The 17,473-nt window shown below is 54.5% G+C and carries 17 protein-coding genes; 12 read left to right on the forward strand and 5 right to left on the reverse strand.

Annotation, left to right across the window (positions count from 1 at the left end; genetic code table 11):
• The first annotated feature begins 12 nt into the window (after positions 1 to 12).
• From DYU11_RS00660 to DYU11_RS00675, 4 genes are all read left to right on the forward strand, one after another.
• Positions 13 to 384, forward strand: a complete 372-nt coding sequence (locus tag DYU11_RS00660; RefSeq protein WP_119665723.1) for an Hpt domain-containing protein — start codon at positions 13 to 15, stop codon at positions 382 to 384.
• 143 nt (positions 385 to 527) lie between these two features.
• A complete protein-coding gene (locus DYU11_RS00665; protein WP_119665724.1) occupies positions 528 to 1,628 on the forward strand; it encodes a Nif3-like dinuclear metal center hexameric protein in 1,101 nt (366 codons plus the stop codon).
• A 17-nt stretch (positions 1,629 to 1,645) separates the two neighbouring features.
• On the forward strand, positions 1,646 to 2,401 hold the full coding sequence (locus DYU11_RS00670; RefSeq protein WP_119665725.1) for a zinc ribbon domain-containing protein: 756 nt from the start codon (positions 1,646 to 1,648) through the stop codon (positions 2,399 to 2,401).
• A gap of 93 nt (positions 2,402 to 2,494) precedes the next feature.
• A complete protein-coding gene (locus DYU11_RS00675) occupies positions 2,495 to 3,937 on the forward strand; it encodes a tetratricopeptide repeat protein (protein ID WP_310589461.1) in 1,443 nt (480 codons plus the stop codon).
• Positions 3,938 to 4,001: 64 nt separating this feature from the next.
• Here DYU11_RS00675 and DYU11_RS00680 read toward each other — a convergent pair whose 3' ends face one another.
• Positions 4,002 to 5,189, reverse strand: a complete 1,188-nt coding sequence (locus tag DYU11_RS00680) for a phosphoglycerate kinase (RefSeq protein WP_119665727.1) — start codon at positions 5,187 to 5,189, stop codon at positions 4,002 to 4,004.
• 211 nt (positions 5,190 to 5,400) lie between these two features.
• On the opposite strand from DYU11_RS00680, the gene DYU11_RS00685 reads away from it, so the two are divergent.
• Entirely contained in the window at positions 5,401 to 6,828 is a 1,428-nt protein-coding gene (locus DYU11_RS00685) for a S41 family peptidase (protein ID WP_119665728.1), read from the forward strand.
• Positions 6,829 to 7,075: 247 nt separating this feature from the next.
• Here the strand turns inward: DYU11_RS00685 and DYU11_RS00690 are convergent, their stop codons facing one another.
• Positions 7,076 to 7,471 (reverse strand): winged helix-turn-helix transcriptional regulator, encoded by a 396-nt coding sequence (locus DYU11_RS00690; RefSeq protein ID WP_229365648.1) that lies wholly within the window; start codon positions 7,469 to 7,471, stop codon positions 7,076 to 7,078.
• Positions 7,472 to 7,682: 211 nt separating this feature from the next.
• Between DYU11_RS00690 and DYU11_RS00695 the strand changes: the two genes are divergently transcribed.
• On the forward strand, positions 7,683 to 8,090 hold the full coding sequence (locus tag DYU11_RS00695; protein ID WP_119665729.1) for a DoxX family protein: 408 nt from the start codon (positions 7,683 to 7,685) through the stop codon (positions 8,088 to 8,090).
• Positions 8,091 to 8,503: 413 nt separating this feature from the next.
• Here the strand turns inward: DYU11_RS00695 and DYU11_RS00700 are convergent, their stop codons facing one another.
• On the reverse strand, positions 8,504 to 9,346 hold the full coding sequence (locus DYU11_RS00700) for an SGNH/GDSL hydrolase family protein (RefSeq protein ID WP_119665730.1): 843 nt from the start codon (positions 9,344 to 9,346) through the stop codon (positions 8,504 to 8,506).
• A gap of 20 nt (positions 9,347 to 9,366) precedes the next feature.
• Between DYU11_RS00700 and DYU11_RS33120 the strand changes: the two genes are divergently transcribed.
• The 5 genes from DYU11_RS33120 to DYU11_RS00720 all read left to right on the forward strand — a co-directional run bounded on the left by DYU11_RS33120 (position 9,367) and on the right by DYU11_RS00720 (position 13,526).
• On the forward strand, positions 9,367 to 9,525 hold the full coding sequence (locus tag DYU11_RS33120) for a hypothetical protein (protein WP_158600197.1): 159 nt from the start codon (positions 9,367 to 9,369) through the stop codon (positions 9,523 to 9,525).
• A 98-nt stretch (positions 9,526 to 9,623) separates the two neighbouring features.
• Positions 9,624 to 10,235, forward strand: a complete 612-nt coding sequence (locus DYU11_RS00705) for a sensor histidine kinase (RefSeq protein WP_119665731.1) — start codon at positions 9,624 to 9,626, stop codon at positions 10,233 to 10,235.
• A 99-nt stretch (positions 10,236 to 10,334) separates the two neighbouring features.
• Complete coding sequence (locus DYU11_RS00710; protein ID WP_119665732.1) at positions 10,335 to 11,921, forward strand: sensor histidine kinase; 1,587 nt, start codon at positions 10,335 to 10,337, stop codon at positions 11,919 to 11,921.
• A complete protein-coding gene (locus DYU11_RS00715; protein WP_119665733.1) occupies positions 11,918 to 12,688 on the forward strand; it encodes a LytR/AlgR family response regulator transcription factor in 771 nt (256 codons plus the stop codon). The genes DYU11_RS00710 and DYU11_RS00715 overlap by 4 nt, the downstream gene beginning before the upstream one ends.
• 178 nt (positions 12,689 to 12,866) lie before the next feature.
• Positions 12,867 to 13,526 (forward strand): HAD hydrolase-like protein, encoded by a 660-nt coding sequence (locus DYU11_RS00720; protein WP_119665734.1) that lies wholly within the window; start codon positions 12,867 to 12,869, stop codon positions 13,524 to 13,526.
• 24 nt (positions 13,527 to 13,550) lie between these two features.
• On the opposite strand, the gene DYU11_RS00725 is transcribed toward DYU11_RS00720, so the two are convergent.
• On the reverse strand, positions 13,551 to 14,729 hold the full coding sequence (locus DYU11_RS00725; protein WP_119665735.1) for a hypothetical protein: 1,179 nt from the start codon (positions 14,727 to 14,729) through the stop codon (positions 13,551 to 13,553).
• Complete coding sequence (locus DYU11_RS00730; RefSeq protein ID WP_119665736.1) at positions 14,716 to 15,705, reverse strand: DUF2157 domain-containing protein; 990 nt, start codon at positions 15,703 to 15,705, stop codon at positions 14,716 to 14,718. The genes DYU11_RS00725 and DYU11_RS00730 overlap by 14 nt, the downstream gene beginning before the upstream one ends.
• 78 nt (positions 15,706 to 15,783) lie before the next feature.
• Here DYU11_RS00730 and DYU11_RS00735 point away from each other — a divergent pair, with 78 nt between their 5' ends.
• Positions 15,784 to 17,472, forward strand: coding sequence for a VRR-NUC domain-containing protein (locus tag DYU11_RS00735; protein ID WP_119665737.1), 1,689 nt, complete (start codon positions 15,784 to 15,786; stop codon positions 17,470 to 17,472).
• Position 17,473: the final 1 nt, after the last annotated feature.

Here is a 17,473-nt window from a genome sequence, read left to right on the forward strand (position 1 = left end):
TCAGCCATCTTTATGCTCACGACACCCACTACCGTAACGCATACGATTGACCACGAACGCCTGAACCGACTGCACTCGGGCGACCAGCAGCAGATTGTCAACGTACTCACCATCTTTATTGATGAAGTCATGCCGGATTTCGACGATCTTGAGGGAAGTATTCAGCAACAGGTCTGGGCGGATGTGGTTGACAAGGCGCACAAGATTATACCCTGGATGGGCATGGCCGGTTTAACCTCCCTGGAAACCGAACTGCGCTCGCTTGAACAACTGGCCAAAACAAACCCGGCCGCCGACGTACTGACCACCCATTGGAACCGGTTCAGGCAGGGACTTGGCGACACACTACCGCTTGTTATTCAGGAACGTAACCGGCTCAGATAACCACTGCGGCAACCGGCTTCGCCTACCACCAAAAGCCGTTCGGGTCACGATCCGGGCGGCTTTTGTGGTATCGGGTCGTCTGACTACGTACCGACTAACGCGCTAAATCCAGTAGATTCGCGCAGGCTTTACTCTTATTAACTATGGTTCAAGTTCGTTCACTTGCCCGTTACCTGGAAGCGTTTGCGCCCCTTGCCTATCAGGAATCCTACGATAACGCCGGATTGATTGTGGGCGACCCCGACATGGAAGTTACCGGCGTCCTGGTTTCGCTCGATGCCACCGAAACCGTAATCGACGAAGCCATTGCCAAAGGCTGCAACGTTGTGGTGGCCCACCATCCTATCGTTTTCAAAGGCCTTAAAAAACTGAACGGCAGAAACTACGTGGAGCGGACCGTCATCAAAGCCATCCGCAACGACGTGGCCGTCTATGCAGCCCATACCAACCTCGACAACGTAGCGGGCGGGGTTAATTTCAAAATCGCCGAAAAACTGGGCTTACAACAGGTCCGGATTCTGGCTCCTAAAACCCAAATCCTCAGCAAACTGGTCGTTTTCGTGCCGGACAATGACCTCCAGGCCGTACTGTCGGCGATTTACGACGCCGGCGCGGGGCGTATCGGCACCTACGAACACTGCTCGTTCCGGGTGGGCGGTACGGGTTCGTTTAAACCGCTCGATGGCGCCAATCCGACCGTAGGTGAGATTGGCCGGGACGAAACGGTCGGCGAACACCGGCTGGAGGTCATTCTACCCGCTTACCTCGAAAGCAGCGTTGTAGCCGCCATGCAGAAAGCCCATTCGTACGAGGTTCCGGCTTATGACCTATATCCGCTCAATAACGCGAATCAGGAGGTTGGCTCGGGAGCCATTGGCGAACTACCCGAAGCCATGAATCTGCAGGACTGGCTCGGCTATCTGAAAGGGCAGATGCAGCTGAACGTCATCCGTTACACACCGTGGCGCGGTACGCCGATCAAACGCATAGCGGTTTGTGGTGGGGTGGGTAGTTTTTTGCTGAACGACGCCGTTCGGGCCGGGGCCGATGTGTTCGTAACGGCCGATTACAAATACCACGAATTTTTCGATGCCGACGGCCGGATTGTGATCTGCGACATCGGTCATTACGAGAGCGAAGTTTTCACGAAAGACCTGATTGCACAGCATTTGTCAAAACAATTCCGTACTTTTGCGGTAATTTTATCTGATACGGTCACTAATCCCGTTCAGTACTTCACGTAGCACCAAATATACTCCGAATGGAACTAACGATTGCGCAAAAGTTAGAGGCTCTCCTGAAACTGCAATCCCTTGATTCTCAATTAGACGAACTCATAAAAATTCGTGGTGGCCTGCCTGAGGAAGTGCGCGACCTGGAAGATGACATCGCCGGTTTTGAAACACGGATCGGGAAGTTCAACGCCGAAATCAAGACGCTGGAAGAGGAAATTGAGCGCAACCGCATGGTAAAAAAAGACGCTGAAAAGCTGATCACCAAATACAAGGATCAGCAGATGAACGTCCGTAATAACCGTGAGTACGACGCCATTTCAAAAGAGATCGAACTCCAGTCGCTGGAGATCGAGCTGGCCGAAAAACGCATTAACGAAGCCTCGTTCCGCATTCGTGGCAAAGAAGAGGAAATCAAAAGCACGCAGAATGCTCTCAACGAACGGAAGGAAGATCTGAAAGCCAAGAAACAGGAACTGGATCAGATTACGTCCGAAAGTCAGGAAGAGGAAAAGGCCATTAAAGATCAGCGCGAAGAGCAGTCGACCCATATCGAGTCGCGTCTGCTGAATTCGTACAACAAGATTCGTGGCAATGCACTCAACGGTCTGGCCGTTGTAATGGTAAAGCGCGGAGCCTGCGGTGGCTGTTTCAACGTAGTGCCGCCCCAGCGCCAGGCCGATATTAAGGACAAAAAGAAGATCATTGTCTGCGAACACTGCGGCCGGATTTTCGCCGATGTAGAAGGCGTACCCGAGCCGGCACCGGTTGGTCGCGGCCGGTAGGTCTTTTGACGGATCAGCACACGGATGACACAGTTTATAACGGATTGGCGCGGATTGACTTCCGTGGGTTTCCGTTCGATCTGTATCATCCGTGTGCTTTTTTTTTCCTTGTCGGCCACCGCGCAGGACTTTGCCTGGACTCCCGGTTTGCAGCGGGCCTACTCGGATGCGCAGAAGCTCAAAGTGCAGCCGGCCCGTCGGCTGTTGGCGAATGAACCATCTGCTACCAATGGCATCCGGATCTTCGTCGAGGATTTTTCCGACATGGTTACGCTGCTCGTATCCGACGACGACAAAGCCTTTGCGCAGGCCAAAAACCGGGAGGATGACCGGCTCAACGCCCTGCAGAAACTCAGCGATCAGTCACCCTGGCAGCGTTTTGCCCAGGCCGAAGTACGGCTGCACTGGGCCTTTGTCAAGCTCAAATTTGGCAAGGAAGTCAGCGCTTGCTGGGATGTGATTCGGGCGTATCGGCTGCTTGTCGATAACCGGAACCGGTTCCCCAACTTTCTGCCGACGTACAAATCGCTGGGAACGCTGCACATCCTGATTGGCTCCGTACCCGAAAATTATACGTGGGTTACGAAACTGCTCGGGCTCCAGGGCACCATTCGGCAGGGCCAGCAGGAGTTAGCCAAAGCGCAGCAGGACCCACTCATGCGCACCGAGGCCCAACTGATCGATCTGCTCGTGCGGGCCTACATCCTGAAGTTTACGGATGCCGACGGCCGTAGTTTACAACGGCTGGTGAGCAACAACCCAGACAACCTCCTGATTCATTTTCTGGCCGCTACCACCGAACAAAAGAATGGCCACAGTGCCCAGGCGCTGGCTTACCTGGCTAATCGGCCAGCCGGGGGCGACTACCTACCCATGCCCATCATTGACAATATACTGGGCGACGTGTACCTTCAGCAGGGAGAATACAACAGCGCGGGCGAACACCTTCGGCAGTTTCTCCGAACGTACAAAGGCCAGAATTTCTTGAAAGACGCTTACTACAAACTGTTTCTTTGCTACTGGCTCACCAACCAGGACGAACAGGCCCGGCCTTATCTGCAAAAAGCCGCCACGGTCGGACGAGTGGTGGTTGAGGCCGACAAAGCCGCCCAAAAATTTGCCGAAGTCTATTTAAGCAGGGGAACATCGCCCAGCCAGAAAGTGCTGATGCGGGCCCGGCTGGCGTCGGATGGTGGTTTTACTGACAGTGCCCTGGCGTATCTGCGTCCTTATTCGGAAGTACGCTTTGCGCTTCCCGCCGAAAAAGCCGAGTACAATTATCGGCTGGGCCGTATCTACCAGCGCCGGAATGATCCGGAAACGGCCATTCCGTATCTTAAACGCGCCGTCTCGCTGAGTGAAACCGGGCAGTTGTCGTTTGGGGCAACGGCTTCGCTCCAACTGGGTTATATCTACCAGCAAAAAAATGACCGGGACACCGCCCGGTCGTATTTTCAAAAAGCCCTCCGCTACAAAAATCACGAGTACAAAAACAGCGTCGACAACAAGGCGCGGGCAGCTTTGAATGGTTTGTAGTTGTAGTTTGTAGTTAGTGGTTAGTAGTTTGTGGTTAGACGGCAACTACAAACCACAAACCACCTTACTCCAACGCGGCTACGCCCGGCAGGGTTTTGCCCTCCATGTATTCCAGCAGGGCACCGCCCCCGGTTGATACGTAGCTGACGCGGTCGCCGTAGCCGGCCTGGTTGACAGCCGACGCCGAGTCGCCACCCCCGATGAGCGAAAAAGCCCCGTTTTCTTCTGTAGCTTTCACAACGGCTTCGGCAATTGCGTTTGTTCCGGTGGCAAAGTTCGGGAACTCAAACACCCCCATTGGACCGTTCCACAGAATGGTTTTCGATTGCAGAACAACATCCGCAAACAGCTTGATCGTTTCCGGTCCGATGTCCAATCCCTCCCAGTTGTCGGGGATGTTGCCGGTTTTTACTACGTCACGGTTCGCGTCGTTCTTGAAATCGTCGGCAATGACGTTATCAACGGGCATGTAAATTTTCACGCCTTTCTCTTCGGCTTTTTTCAGCAGTTCCAGCGCCAGGTCCTGCTTATCAGCTTCCAGCAGAGATTTACCGATGCTGCCGCCCTGCGCCTTAGTGAAAGTGTAGGTCATACCGCCACCAATAATGAGGTTATCTACGGTATCAAGCAGGCGCTCAATGATCAGGATTTTGTCCGAAATTTTCGCCCCACCCATGATGGCGGTGAAAGGTCGCTCGGCTTTGTTGAGAATTTTTTCGGCATTGTCTAGCTCGGCCTGCATCACATAGCCGCAAACGCGATCCTGGAAAAACTGCCCCATAACGGCCGTAGATGCGTGGGCCCGGTGAGCCGTTCCGAAGGCGTCGTTAACCCATACGTCGCCCAGCTTCGACAGCTTTTCGGCAAACGCGACGTCGCCTTTTTCTTCTTCCTTATAGAACCGCAGGTTTTCGAGCAACAGGATTTCGCCCGGCTGCAGGGCTGCCGCCTGGTCAACAGCCGACTGACCAATGCAGTCGTCGGCAAACTTCACCTCCCGTCCGAACGTTTCCGACAGCGTTGGCAGCAGGTGTTTGAGCGAATATTTTTCTTCGGGGCCACCTTTTGGCCGACCGAGGTGCGACATCAGGATAGCCGAGCCGCCGTCGTTCAGAATCTTCTGGATGGTCGGGACAGTGGCTTTGATGCGGGTATCATCGGTGATACGGTACTGGTCATCGAGGGGTACGTTAAAATCGACCCGGACGAGTGCCTTTTTACCGGCGAAATTGTAGGAATCAACCGTTTTCATGCGATGGACGTATCGTCGTTGGTTTGCGGGGCCAAACTTAGCGGTTTTTTGGAAGATGGGACACGAAATCTAGCAGGTGAAACTGTTCTGAATGGTCGGGAACCGTAAAGCGCGGCTTTGTCGGTCGACTGGGGCGCTTCGTCAACCTTTACTGGCCCACGCCTGAACACCAGCGTAGCTTTGACCCATCAAATCAGAACCACGAACTGCCATGAAAACGATACTTACATCAGCGCTGCTGGCTGCCCTGCTCGTCGGCAACACTCCGCTGCTAGCCCAGCAGAGTACGGAACAGAAGGAAATTGCCAAGGCCGCTTACTTTGGCCCGCAGCTTTCGGGTACGCTCTACGAGCAGGGCGCCCGCTGGAACAGTAAAGTCTGGCAGACGCCCTACCGCGAAAACCTGACCGACGATGAAAAACGCACCGGCCTCGCCCTGCTCTGGTCGGAGGTAAAATACAACTTCGCTTATTTCGACCACGTACCAAACCTCGACTGGGACAGCCTGTACGTAGCGTACCAGCCTAAGGTTGTGGCAACCAAATCGACGGCGGAGTACTACTACCTGCTCCGGACGATGGTGGCTCAGTTGCAGGACGGACACACGGCCGTGATGACCCCGATGGAAATTTCGAAAGACTGGATGAAACCCGACTTCAACACGTCGCTGATTGAAAACCGGGTTCTGGTTACTAAAGTCTTCAACCCCGATCTGGTTAAGCAAGGCATTGTGCCGGGTGTGGAAATCACGCAGGTCAACGGTGAGGAAGTCCACGCCTATGCAGACCGCGTTATCCGTCCGACGGTGTGCAGCTCGACCGAGCAGAACCGACTGGTACACATGTACGACTATCACTTTCTGGTAACGCAACGGGGCGAAGCAATCAACTTAGCCTTCCGGGATACCAAGGGCAAACCTTTCAACCGCACCATAACGCCCACCCGGCAGTGGTTTGAAGCCGCCAGCAACGCCCGTACGTTTGAGTACAAACTACTGCCGGGCGGCATTGCCTACGTAGCGCTCAACTACTTCGACCATGAGAGCATTGAAGCCCGGTTCGACTCGATTTATCCGCAGCTCAAAGCCGCAAAAGCCCTGATTCTGGATGTGCGCAACAATGGGGGCGGCAACAGCCAGCACGGCTGGAACATCGTGGCCAAGCTGACCAACAAGGATTTTCCGATGGGAAAATGGCAGACCCGCAACTACAAACCCACGTATCGGGCCTGGGGCAACAAACAGGAATGGTCGGGCGATCAGTACATCTATACCATCACCCGCAAAGACACTGCCGATTATTTCCACGGTCCGGTGGCAGTACTGACCAGCGGCAAAACCAACTCGGCAGCCGAGGACTTTCTGTCGGCTTTCACTCAGGCCAAACGGGGTAAGCTCATCGGCGAACCTTCGTCGGGCAGCACGGGTCAGCCGCTGTTTGTGGCCATGCCGGGCGGTGGCGCAGCCATTATCTGCACCAAACGCGACGCCCTCTACGACGGTACCGAATGGGTAGGTAAAGGTTTCCAGCCCGACGTACTGGTTCGGCCAACGGTAGCGGATATGCAGCAGGGCAAAGACACCGTTCTGCAAAAGGCCGTCGAGGTGTTGAACCAGGCGGGTAAGCCAACCAAACTATGAGCCAGCGTTCGCTTACTCTGGCGCTCCGATTTTGCAGGAATTGTAAGCCCTGGACGCCTTAGGCACCTGTGGCTGGTAGTTTACGGACCTAGCCTGATAACGTTCTGGCCGTCGGCGTTACGCTGTAGGGGCCATTTACTCGGCTCACCGGGGCAGGTAGTCTGAACAGCAGAGCCGCAGCTAACGAAATAGCTGCGGCTCTGCTGTGTTTTAACGCTGGTATGAATTGAACCGCGCATAATGCTGCTTACTCGCTCAGGATTCGCTGCCGATGGATCATCCCCCATTCCCGTATCTCCAGGATGAGCTTCTCCAGTGTCCGGCCATAGGGCGTCAGTTCGTATTCCACCGTGATGGGCGAAGTGTCATAAACCGTCCGGGTGATAATGCCATTCTGTTCGAGGTCTTTCAGGTCGTTAGAAAGCACCTTGCCCGTAATGCCGGGGATGCTCTTCTGCAACTGCTTGAAGCGGGTTTTGCCGCCATACAGCAAACCCAGCACAATCAGCAGCTTCCACTTGCCACCCAGTAGTTCGAGGGTGTCCATGGCCGGCATCAGGTGACGGGCACATTCAGCGGGGCGGTCCAGTTCGGGCATACTTGTGCTGGAAGCTTTCTGATCTATTTTCTTGTTCGAAGCCATCGTCAGTTAGTAGCTGGTTTCCTGTAGGATACTGGTTTCCTTAAGGAAACTGTTATCTTTTGGTAACCAAAGGTAGGTAGTTTTGTCCGGTCATCAACACCGAAAAAAATGAAAATCCGTATGGCGCCCATTGAGGAGTGGGTGCAACAACATACAGCTGCATTTTCCTCATCCGCTTATTCAATTTCAGGTATCTAACCAACGTAAAATTATGGTCAATCAAGTTTCAGTGCCCCCTACCGGGCGCACCCTTCGGGTTACGTACTGGATCGTTACGGTCCTGTTGAGTCTGAATCTGTTCGCGGGTGTTTTCGATATTCTGCTTGTGGATGCCATCCGCCAAAGCTCGCAGAGCATCGGCTTTCCGCTGACAATGCTACCCCTGCTAGGAAGTTTGAAGATCGCCGGGGCGCTGGTGATTTTGTTTGTCAGAAACCCCGTTCTGAAAATAGCGGCCTACGCGGGAGTTATCTTTTACTTCATCGGAGCTACGTACGCACATGTATCGGTGGGGCAACCGGTGAGCGCTGCACTTCCGGCCCTGATCACACTGGCATTGAGCGTAGCCTCCTACGCCTTGTGGCAGCGGGTGTCGGGCGTTCACGTAAAAGCCATTTAAACCGAAAATCAGCGGGTTCCGCACACAGGAACCGTCGAACCCGCTGATAAATAATAACAGTGCCCGACAACGTCAAAGATTGTCGGGCACTGCATTGGTTGTAACCCATAAACATCCGGCGGCTTTCTCAACGGTTTCATCCTTACGCTTGGCCCTGATCCATGCACAAACAGATCGGCCTGCTCAAACGCCTTTTTATGTTAGGGCGTTGCGGGGTTGCCCTGAATGATAATCAACCTGGGGAAGTACCTCTTGATCAGTTCGGTCCCGCCGTTGTCAACGCTCGATGGTCAGCGAATTACGTTGGTATCAGCGGGTAAACAGCCCTTAAACACCTGCACGGCACCGGGGGTATGCTCAATGGCACCAATGTTGACCGTCGGCCACAACGATCGGTTTTAAGTTTGATTTTCTCAATCCATCTGTTTCAAAACCTTCACCAACTGCCGGGTAATCAGCTCATACCCCTTGTCGGACGGGTGCAGGCCGTCGTACGTCATTCGGATGGATTCGACCGGATAAGGATACTCGTCCGTTTCAGGATTAAACGGTACGTCGATAAAGTCGGGGTACCTGTAGTTTCGGTACTGACCCGTTTGCGGATCTTTCAGCCGCTTGAATCTGACCAGTTTATTCAGCCCTAACCCTTTCAGGTGATACAGGTCCACGACGGGTATCTTCTCGTAACGGCCAATGGAATCAATTGCCAGGGCAAAAGACTCAAGTAACTGGCCATTTTTTGGTTTGTACGACCCGTACGCGTTGTTTTTGTAGTTGGTAATGTACACAAAATCGACCCGCTGCAGGGGGGTAATCAAGACAATAGGTGCTTCCGGATTCAGACTTCTAAGTTTATCTATGATCTGCCGAAAGGCCCCGTACACGGTTCCGTTGCCGGTGTTGGTCTGATAGTCCTGAAAACGGCCCAGCGGCCGGCCCGACCACCAGTCGTTGGTTCCGAGAAAGACTGAATACAGATCGGCTTTTGTTAACCCCAGGTTTTCGATTTCCTGCGCGATGCGAACGGCTGTCCAGCCATTGTGACCCTGATTAACGTAGCGCAGATGGGGCAACTTTTCGACCACGCGGGTCATGTAGCCTTTGGTGATTCGGTTGCCGGTTTCATTCGGGTGATCGTTCAGGTACGTGATGGAATCGCCGATGGCCACCCAGGTTAACGCCCGGGGCTCGAACGAACAGAACAGGCAGACGATCGCTACCAGCAGAAGCCCTTGTGTCAGTATCGTTTGTTTCATGATACGATTATTGCCATAAAATGAAAACAACCGGCCGATTCTACTGCATGAGCGATGAACGACGGATTGCGGGCTGCATGTCCGTCGGTATTACGTCGGCTGAACGAACGGGTCGCTGCGGCTTTCTTCCGGAAATTTTACGACTCTTCGGGCCATTCGGCGGTTTCGTCCGGAGTTAGTTGAGCCGGTACGTGTAAAGCTGTAGCTTGCACTAGCTTCGTAAGCAGAAGCGTGCTCAACGTAGTTAACAACTGATCAGCCCTTGATCGTAGCCCCCATGTTTGAAAACAACCCGTTGCCGAACGAGCATTTTCAAGCTCAGTTCGCAGCTCTGAGAGACCAGATCAGCCCGCATTTTCTGTTCAACAGCCTGAGTGTGCTGTCGTCGCTGGTGCGGAAAGACCCTGATTTATCCGAGCGCTTCATTGACCATCTGGCCAGGGTGTATCGCTATTTGCTGGAGCACAAAGACGACGAACGGCTGGCGCTGTCGGCCGAACTGGAATTTGCCCGCTCGTTCGCGTTTCTGCTGGAAGTGCGGTTTGTCCGAAAATTTCGGGTTGAGTTTCCGGCGTCGGATCCGGCAACTACGTACGCGGTTCTGCCTTTCACCCTGCAACTGCTGATCGAAAACGCCATCCGCCACAACCGGATGTCGGCCAGCGCACCACTCGTCATCTCAATCGATCTGGAAGAGAATCAGTACATGCGGGTGTCGAACAACTGCCAGTTGCGTACCCAGCCCGAGAGTTTTCAGCCGGGGTCTACGTACCGAAACCTGGCCGGCATTCAACAGCGCTACGCCATGCTGACGGGTATGCCCGTGCAGGTTGACGACACCGACGAACAGTTTACGGTTCGGATTCCGCTGCTCAAACCAACCCGCTGAGATACGAACGAACGCTGTTAGGCAAATCGGTTTCTATCCGTTTATTTTGAAGCCCTGTTTTGATAGACAACACGATTTTACCGTACACTCACTAAACTAATGCAAGACAATACGTCGGCCATTCACAAACCGGTCGAGGAAGCGTTCACCAGTCAGCTGGCAATCTTTCGGGCGCTCATCGAACACAGTTCGGATGTGATCATTATCTCCGACGAAAACGGGATTGAACGCTACATCAGCCCCTCAATCACCAACGTACTGGGTTATCAGCCGGAAGAGTTGCTCTCGAAAAGCCAGTACCTGCTGCACCACCCCGACGACCGGGATCGGGTGCGCGACATTTTTTTCGGATTCGTGAAAAGCCGGAGTGCTACGCCCATTACGTTCAGCTGGCGGTTTCTGCACAAAGACGGAAGCTGGCGCTGGATTGAAGCCACAGCATCCAACCAGCTCGACAACCCGCTGATCCGGGGGATCATTCTGAATTTCCGGGACATCTCGGAGCGCAAGGCCCTCGAAGCCCGCATCGAACGTGACAGCATCCGGTTCCGGGCCATGATGGACGCCATTCACGACCAGATTGAGATCTATGACACCAACGGCAAGGTGCTGTTTGCCAGCAAAATTCCTGAGTACCTGGTGTCGAGTACCGATGAGCTTAACAAACGCGACGAACTGCTCTGGTGGGTACATCCGGACGATCGGCCGCGCGTTGTGCAGCAGTTTACCGAGCTGGTCAGCGGGCAAACGCATGAGGTCCTGTCGGAATACCGGGTGCTGGCCGACGACGGCTGCCTGCGATACGTAGAGACCTTCGCCACCAACCAGGTTGACAACGAAGCCATTGGCGGTATTCTGGCCAACGTCCGCGACATTACCGAGCGCAAGCAGTTTGAAGAAAGTCTGCGGCTGGCCAAAGAAAAAGCCGAGGCCGACGCCCTCGAAATTGAGCGGAGCAACCTGGAAATCCGCCTGCGCAACCGCGATCTCAAGAAGCTCAACGAAGAAAAAAACGAACTGCTTCAGGTAGTGTCGCACGACCTCAAAAATCCGCTGTATAACATTCAGCACGAAGCCCGTGCCATCCTGACATCGCCGGACGAAGCCGAACGACACGCCGGCGGAGTGCTCCAATGCGCCGATAAGATGCTCCGGCTGATCACGAATTTTCTGAGTATTCACGCCATCGAAGCCGGTCGGATTACTCTGCAGATTGAACCGGTTGACGTCAGCGAAAAACTCAACCGGGTGCTGACGAGCTATCAGGAAACGGTGCGGCACAAGACCATTCGTGTGCAGACTGACCTGCCCGGGCAGCCCGTTTTTACCCTCGCCGACCGGGCCGCTCTTTACCAGATTCTGGATAATCTGATCTCGAACGCCATTAAATATTCTCCTACAGGAGGGCAGGTACACCTCAGCGTATCGGCTTCGGCGGGGGCGGTTATGGTACGTATTCAGGATGAGGGCGTCGGGGTTCCGCTCGACGAGGTAGACCGGCTGTTTCAGAAATTCACCAAACTATCCACCAGGCCGACCGCGGGCGAAAGCTCCAGCGGTCTGGGCCTGGCCATTGCCCGCAAACTCGTCAAGCTGCTCCACGGCGACATCTGGTACGAACACCACCCCGGCCAAGGCGCTACGTTTGTCATTGAATTACCCATTGCTCTTACCCTTGCATCATGAACCTGCTGATCATTGAAGACGAAGACCTGACGGCCGACCGGCTCGAAGAACTGGTTCTCCAGTACGACCCAACCATCAACATACTCGCCAAGCTGCCGTCGGTCCGCGAAACGGTGCAGTGGCTGAAAGAAACCCGCTCGTCGGGTCGCCCGCAGCCCGACCTGATTCTGATGGATATCCACCTCGAAGACGACCTTTGTTTTCGCATCTTCGAGCAGGTCGATTTACCAGTACCCATCATTTTCACGACCGCGTTCGACGAGTACATGATCAAGGCCTTCAAGGTTAACAGCATTGATTACCTGCTCAAACCGGTCAACTACGATAGTCTGGCGGCTGCCCTGCAGAAATACCAGTCCATGAAGCGTCAGTTCTCACAGGCCGACCTCGAATCGCTCCGAGAGGCAATGGGCATCAGGAAAGTAGAGTATAAAACCCGCTTCCTGATTAACGTCGGCACCCGGCTCCGCACCATCGAAACCGCGGACGTGGCGTATTTCTACAGCGAGGAGAAAATCACGTTTCTGGTCACGAAAGACAACCAGCGGCTCCCCATCGACTACAGCCTCGACAAGCTGACACCCATTCTGAACCCAACCGACTTTTTCCGGGCGAACCGGCAGTTCCTGCTGTCGCTGCCGGCCATTAAGAACATCCACACGTACTCGAACAGCAAACTCAAGCTGGAACTTCAGCCAGACCCGAAAACCGAAGTGTTCATCAGCAAGGAGAAGGTGTCGAGCTTCAAGGACTGGCTGGATGCCTGACACCGGACGTTACGGGGTTGTTGCCAGCTAAATCCACATCGGCACGGCGGAAAGCAGCGTCAGGCCGTGCCGTACCGGGAGTTCGGGGTTAGGAATCGGGTGGTTCTTGTCAGCATAGGAAGCGGGATGATCAGAATCATTGGTTATATTGAGCACTAATTGATTCTAAACCCGCGCGATGAATTATAAACTGGTCATTTTCGATTTTGACGGCACGCTGGCTAACTCCTTTCCTTTTTTTGTGAGTAACATCAACGTTCTGGCCGAGACCTACAACTTCAAACGGGTAGAGCCGGACGATATCGATACGTTACGTGGTCTGGATGCCCGGCAAATGATCAGTCTGGCCGGCCTGCCCGCCTGGAAAATTCCGTTTGTCGCCCGGACGTTCATTCGGCTGATGGCCCGGTCGATTGACCAGATTACCCTGTTCGACGGCGTATCCAGGCTGCTGACGCAGTTATCGGCCAACGGTGTTCAGCTGGCAATCGTTAGTTCCAATTCAAAAGACAATGTCCGGCAGGTGCTGGGCCCCGACAATGCGGCCCTGATCCGGCATTACGAATGCGGTACGGCCCTGTTCGGTAAGCAGCGAAAATTCAGGAAGGTCATGGCAAAGAGTGGCGTAGCTCCATCTGAAACCCTCTGCGTGGGCGACGAACTCCGCGACATTGAAGCCGCCCGACTCGTACATTCCGCGTTTGGCGCTGTTTCGTGGGGCTTCACCCGGCCTGATGCGTTACAGGCCCAGCCAAATATTCTGTTCTTTAAAACCGTTGACGACATTACGTCGGCCGTGCTGGGGGATCAGTTTGCCAACAAACCCCAGACTGTGTAAGTCGCGGCCGCTACGTACTCCGATTCAGGAATACCCTCCCCCTGCGCCACCACCGCCGAATTTTCCACCGCCAAATTTTACATCGTCGGGCTGGTCGCGGCCCGTCGTTCCGGCTGCGGTCTGGGCGATTGTACCAACGGCCGAACTGACCAGAAACTCGTCCGGCGAATCCTCATCCGGTACGTCGGTGAACCCGTAGCGGGGCGACCGCAGGTAACGAATCCCCCCAACAGCCATGCTGATCAGTACTAGCCCGCAGAGCGTCAGGTGGACGTTCAGCGGCAGGATACCAACGTAGTACCGGATGGTAGCCACGGCCCCGGCAACCCCCAGTACCCCCAGGATTATCAGCATCCGGTTCTTCCGGACAAATCCCTGCCACAGATACACAAGGGGTAGCCCAACGGTCAGCAACCAGAACAACCAGGGCAGATTGATTTCCGGCGGAGACAAAACCCCCGACCGAATCAGCGTAGAGCGCACGATTAGCCAGTTCGTTTCCCGCACGACGTAGTAGTTACCACAGGCCAGTACCATACCCAGCGCCACCCACTGCGTCAGGCTCACCGCGTCGTCGTAGTACGCCCGTTGCCGGCTTCGTTGGGTAGCCAGAAACAAGCCGCTCGACACGGCCAGCCCCACAAACGGCAGCAGCGTTCGGCCGAAACTGGCTTCCAGCGTCAGATCAAACAGGAACGTGTATAACACGGCCAGTGCGATGAATGTAACGAGCGTATCGCCGTAGTACCACACCACGGCCGCGAGGAGTGGCAACGCAACCAGACACCATAGCCACAAGGAGCTGTCGGCCAGAAACTGGCTGTTAAAGCCACCAACCAGCAACGCCGTCGTAGCCATCACCAGCGCGTTGTCTACCCCGTTGCGGTAAAACTTATGCCGCCGAATCAGGACATTATTCAAGATACCCAGACCAGTACCAAAGATCAGGCAGTACAGGCCGAAAACAGATGAGTCATCGATCGAAAGAAGCTCCACAAACAGCAGAAACACGCCCCCCGTAGCGATGATCGTGAAGATGAACAGACCAATCTCCAGGAAGCCGTTCATGGTCTGAAACCCGACCGGATACGTTTTGCGTACGGTCGCCAGCTGCTCATCGGTCAGCAGACTACGGCTGTGCCAGCGTTCGGCCTGGCCGACCACGTTCTTATTTTCAATCCACGTTTCGTTATATGCTCTCATGCAAAACTGATCGCCGTTGGTACAGCAGATACGCGATTAGGACGATACCAGACACGATGAAATACACGTAGCCGGCCACAGCATTACCACTGGGATGCAGGTATTTGAAATACAGGTACGTCAGGCCAATGTAGCCGTAGACAGCGCTCATCAGCAGAAACAGGAATGATCCGGCGCGGTTCCGCTGTTCCTGCCGTGCGTAGCGATCGGCCAGCCAGCACCCCGCAGCCAGGCCTGCCATGAACCACGGCAACAGGCCTTCAAAATTGAATAGACCTGCCAGCAGCGCTACCAGCAACAGATTACCGGCAAAGGTGAGATGGGTCAGCGTGAAATGCGACTTAATCCGCTGCCGTTCCAGCACCAGCGCCACCGCCCCGATCACCAGCGCGAGCCCGATGGCTGAAAAAACCACTTTCTGATCAAAGAAGTTGGTTTTGAAGTAAAAGTTTAGCGGCCGTACCGTTATGCCAACCCACGAAATAAGCGCCGTCAGGGCCATACTCAACACCCCCTTGTGATCAAATCGATAAGCCAGCGCCAGAAACAGCATGGCAGGCACGAACGTAACCAGTCCGTAGCGCGTCCCGAAAACGTTGTACTGATACTGCGCATACCCTTCGAGCGTCAGGAAAAGCAGACAGGCCAGCAAGAGCGCGTAGGCCCCGAATGCCGACCGGCTGGTGGCCTGTTCGGTTGTCCAGGGCGGTCGATTAAGCCACGCAAACACAAACGAGACGACACAGGCTGCGGCAATGATAAGCAGCAGAATCCCATGTCCAACGTGATCAAAATTGTCGTATACGAGCAGCCCCAGTCCCGAACTCAACAGCAGAATACCGGCGTAGAGCAAGGCCCGCAATTCCCAGTGCAACGAAAACGGCCGGCTACGTTCGGAGGCTGCGATGCGCTGACGCTGCTCGTCGTTCAGAATGGACCGTTGGCGTAAGTCGTTCAGCAGGTCGTCCGGGGACATAATTGTTTGTTTTTTTGTTGTATTTACGGGCCTTCAGCGGTTACTAAACCAATAACGCGCTAATACCCCTTCATACGTATGGTCGGTCGTCAGCAAGTTGTTCTAACCCCTCGCTATTACCTTAACAATTTCCGCTACGTGCTGGATTTTGTAAAACGACTGTACGGCAGCCTGCTCAACGAGGCCGAATGGAACTTCGTCCGTCAATTTGAAGCCTTAAGCGTTGACGCCCAGTGTTTGTTTGTGCGCCTGAGCAACCGGAAAGGAATTTTCTTTAGGGTCAATAAGCTGCAGTACAATGAGATTACGGATTTGCCGGCGGCTTTGGGCGAATTGTTGCAGCAGGGATTCGTTGAGCGTCTGAATCCGCACCACGAAGTCATGGGCGACGATGCCCTTTGTACATTTACCAAACCCGAGTTGCTCGAACTCCTGCCGCTCGAACCGGAAGAACTCAGGCCGTTGTCGAAGCAGAAGAAAGAAGAGGTGATCCGATACGCGCTGCATGAACTCGACTTCGGCGAAATTGTTACGAGCCTGACCACCCGCGAAACGGTCGTCAGAATGAACTTTGAGGCCGAGGTCATGATGGTCAAATACCTGTTCTTCGGCAACCGGTCGTCGGACATGACCGAGTTTGTCATCCGCGACCTCGGCATGGTGAACTTTGAGCGCTACGATGAGTCGAAGCTCACGGCCCGCTTCCGGACCCGTAAGGAGGTAGAAGACAAGCTGCTTATCTCGTTGACTAACGAAGAGTTTTACGAGTTAAAAGAAGCCGAAACACCCGCCGAGGATATATACAACTGGTTTCTGAACTGGAACGAAACCCGCCCCGAACTTACTGAGATCGCTATTCCCGGCTACCAGAAGCTGGTTTGCCGCGTGGGGGCGTATCTGGAGCGCCAGAAACATCCGGACCAGGCAATGGCCGTATACCAGTTGTCGGATCGTGTTCCGGCCCGCGAACGGCGCGTTCGGCTGTTATTTAAAAACGGCCTGATCGACGAAGCCCTGGCCCTATGCGACGAGATTGCCACCAATCCGCAGAACGCTGACGAACGCTATTTTGCGCATGACTTCCGGGAGAAGATTCTGAGTGCGGGCGAGAAAAAACGAAGCAAAAAAACGACCACGCGTTTCCTCTCCGATGCCGAGAGCGTGAACATTCCGGCCGCCTACCGACACCATGTCGAAGCGGGCGTGATGAACCATTACCTCGAACAGGACTACGACGCAGCTTTTACCGAAAACTACCCGTGGCGCGGGCTTTTCGGGCTGGTGTTCTGGGACATCATCTACGACGCCAACGTACAGGCCATTCACCACCCGCTGCAACGCACTCCGTCTGATTTTTACCTGCCCGATTTTTACCTGAAGCGCGAAGACCTGCTCCGGAAGCGGCTGGCCGACCTGGACACGAAAGACGCCTGGCGGCTGCACACCGGCCGGATGTTCAACGCCAAATACGGCATTACGAACGTACTGGTCGACTGGAGCGACGAACTCCTGGGGCTGGTTCATCGGCTTGTCGACCTCATCGACATGGAGCAGTTGCGGCTGATTCTGCTCGAAATGGCCCGCAACGTTCGGGAGCATACCCGCGGTTTTCCGGATCTGCTGATCTGGAACGAGCAGGGACAGTACGAATTCGTAGAAGTTAAATCCCCGACCGATCACCTCGGCCCGCAGCAGTTACACTGGCTGCAATTTTTCCAGACCATCGGTGTGCCGGGCAAAGTGGTTCGGGTCATCTGGGAGGCTTAGA

It is taken from the genome of Fibrisoma montanum, from assembly GCF_003583365.1.
Classification (GTDB): domain Bacteria; phylum Bacteroidota; class Bacteroidia; order Cytophagales; family Spirosomataceae; genus Fibrisoma; species Fibrisoma montanum.

What these genes read in the sequence shown, in the direction of transcription:
- DYU11_RS00695 (WP_119665729.1), top strand. Translation starts at nt 7,683, where the DNA reads ATGGTCAATCAAGTTTCAGTGCCCCCTACCGGGCGCACCCTTCGGGTT.
- DYU11_RS00725 (WP_119665735.1), bottom strand. Translation starts at nt 14,729, where the DNA reads ATGAGAGCATATAACGAAACGTGGATTGAAAATAAGAACGTGGTCGGC.
- DYU11_RS00705 (WP_119665731.1), top strand. Translation starts at nt 9,624, where the DNA reads ATGTTTGAAAACAACCCGTTGCCGAACGAGCATTTTCAAGCTCAGTTC.
- DYU11_RS00690 (WP_229365648.1), bottom strand. Translation starts at nt 7,471, where the DNA reads ATGGCTTCGAACAAGAAAATAGATCAGAAAGCTTCCAGCACAAGTATG.
- DYU11_RS33120 (WP_158600197.1), top strand. Translation starts at nt 9,367, where the DNA reads ATGAAAACAACCGGCCGATTCTACTGCATGAGCGATGAACGACGGATT.
- DYU11_RS00715 (WP_119665733.1), top strand. Translation starts at nt 11,918, where the DNA reads ATGAACCTGCTGATCATTGAAGACGAAGACCTGACGGCCGACCGGCTC.
- DYU11_RS00660 (WP_119665723.1), top strand. Translation starts at nt 13, where the DNA reads ATGCTCACGACACCCACTACCGTAACGCATACGATTGACCACGAACGC.
- DYU11_RS00685 (WP_119665728.1), top strand. Translation starts at nt 5,401, where the DNA reads ATGAAAACGATACTTACATCAGCGCTGCTGGCTGCCCTGCTCGTCGGC.
- DYU11_RS00730 (WP_119665736.1), bottom strand. Translation starts at nt 15,705, where the DNA reads ATGTCCCCGGACGACCTGCTGAACGACTTACGCCAACGGTCCATTCTG.
- DYU11_RS00735 (WP_119665737.1), top strand. Translation starts at nt 15,784, where the DNA reads ATGGTCGGTCGTCAGCAAGTTGTTCTAACCCCTCGCTATTACCTTAAC.
- DYU11_RS00665 (WP_119665724.1), top strand. Translation starts at nt 528, where the DNA reads ATGGTTCAAGTTCGTTCACTTGCCCGTTACCTGGAAGCGTTTGCGCCC.
- DYU11_RS00710 (WP_119665732.1), top strand. Translation starts at nt 10,335, where the DNA reads ATGCAAGACAATACGTCGGCCATTCACAAACCGGTCGAGGAAGCGTTC.
- DYU11_RS00700 (WP_119665730.1), bottom strand. Translation starts at nt 9,346, where the DNA reads ATGAAACAAACGATACTGACACAAGGGCTTCTGCTGGTAGCGATCGTC.
- DYU11_RS00670 (WP_119665725.1), top strand. Translation starts at nt 1,646, where the DNA reads ATGGAACTAACGATTGCGCAAAAGTTAGAGGCTCTCCTGAAACTGCAA.
- DYU11_RS00680 (WP_119665727.1), bottom strand. Translation starts at nt 5,189, where the DNA reads ATGAAAACGGTTGATTCCTACAATTTCGCCGGTAAAAAGGCACTCGTC.
- DYU11_RS00720 (WP_119665734.1), top strand. Translation starts at nt 12,867, where the DNA reads ATGAATTATAAACTGGTCATTTTCGATTTTGACGGCACGCTGGCTAAC.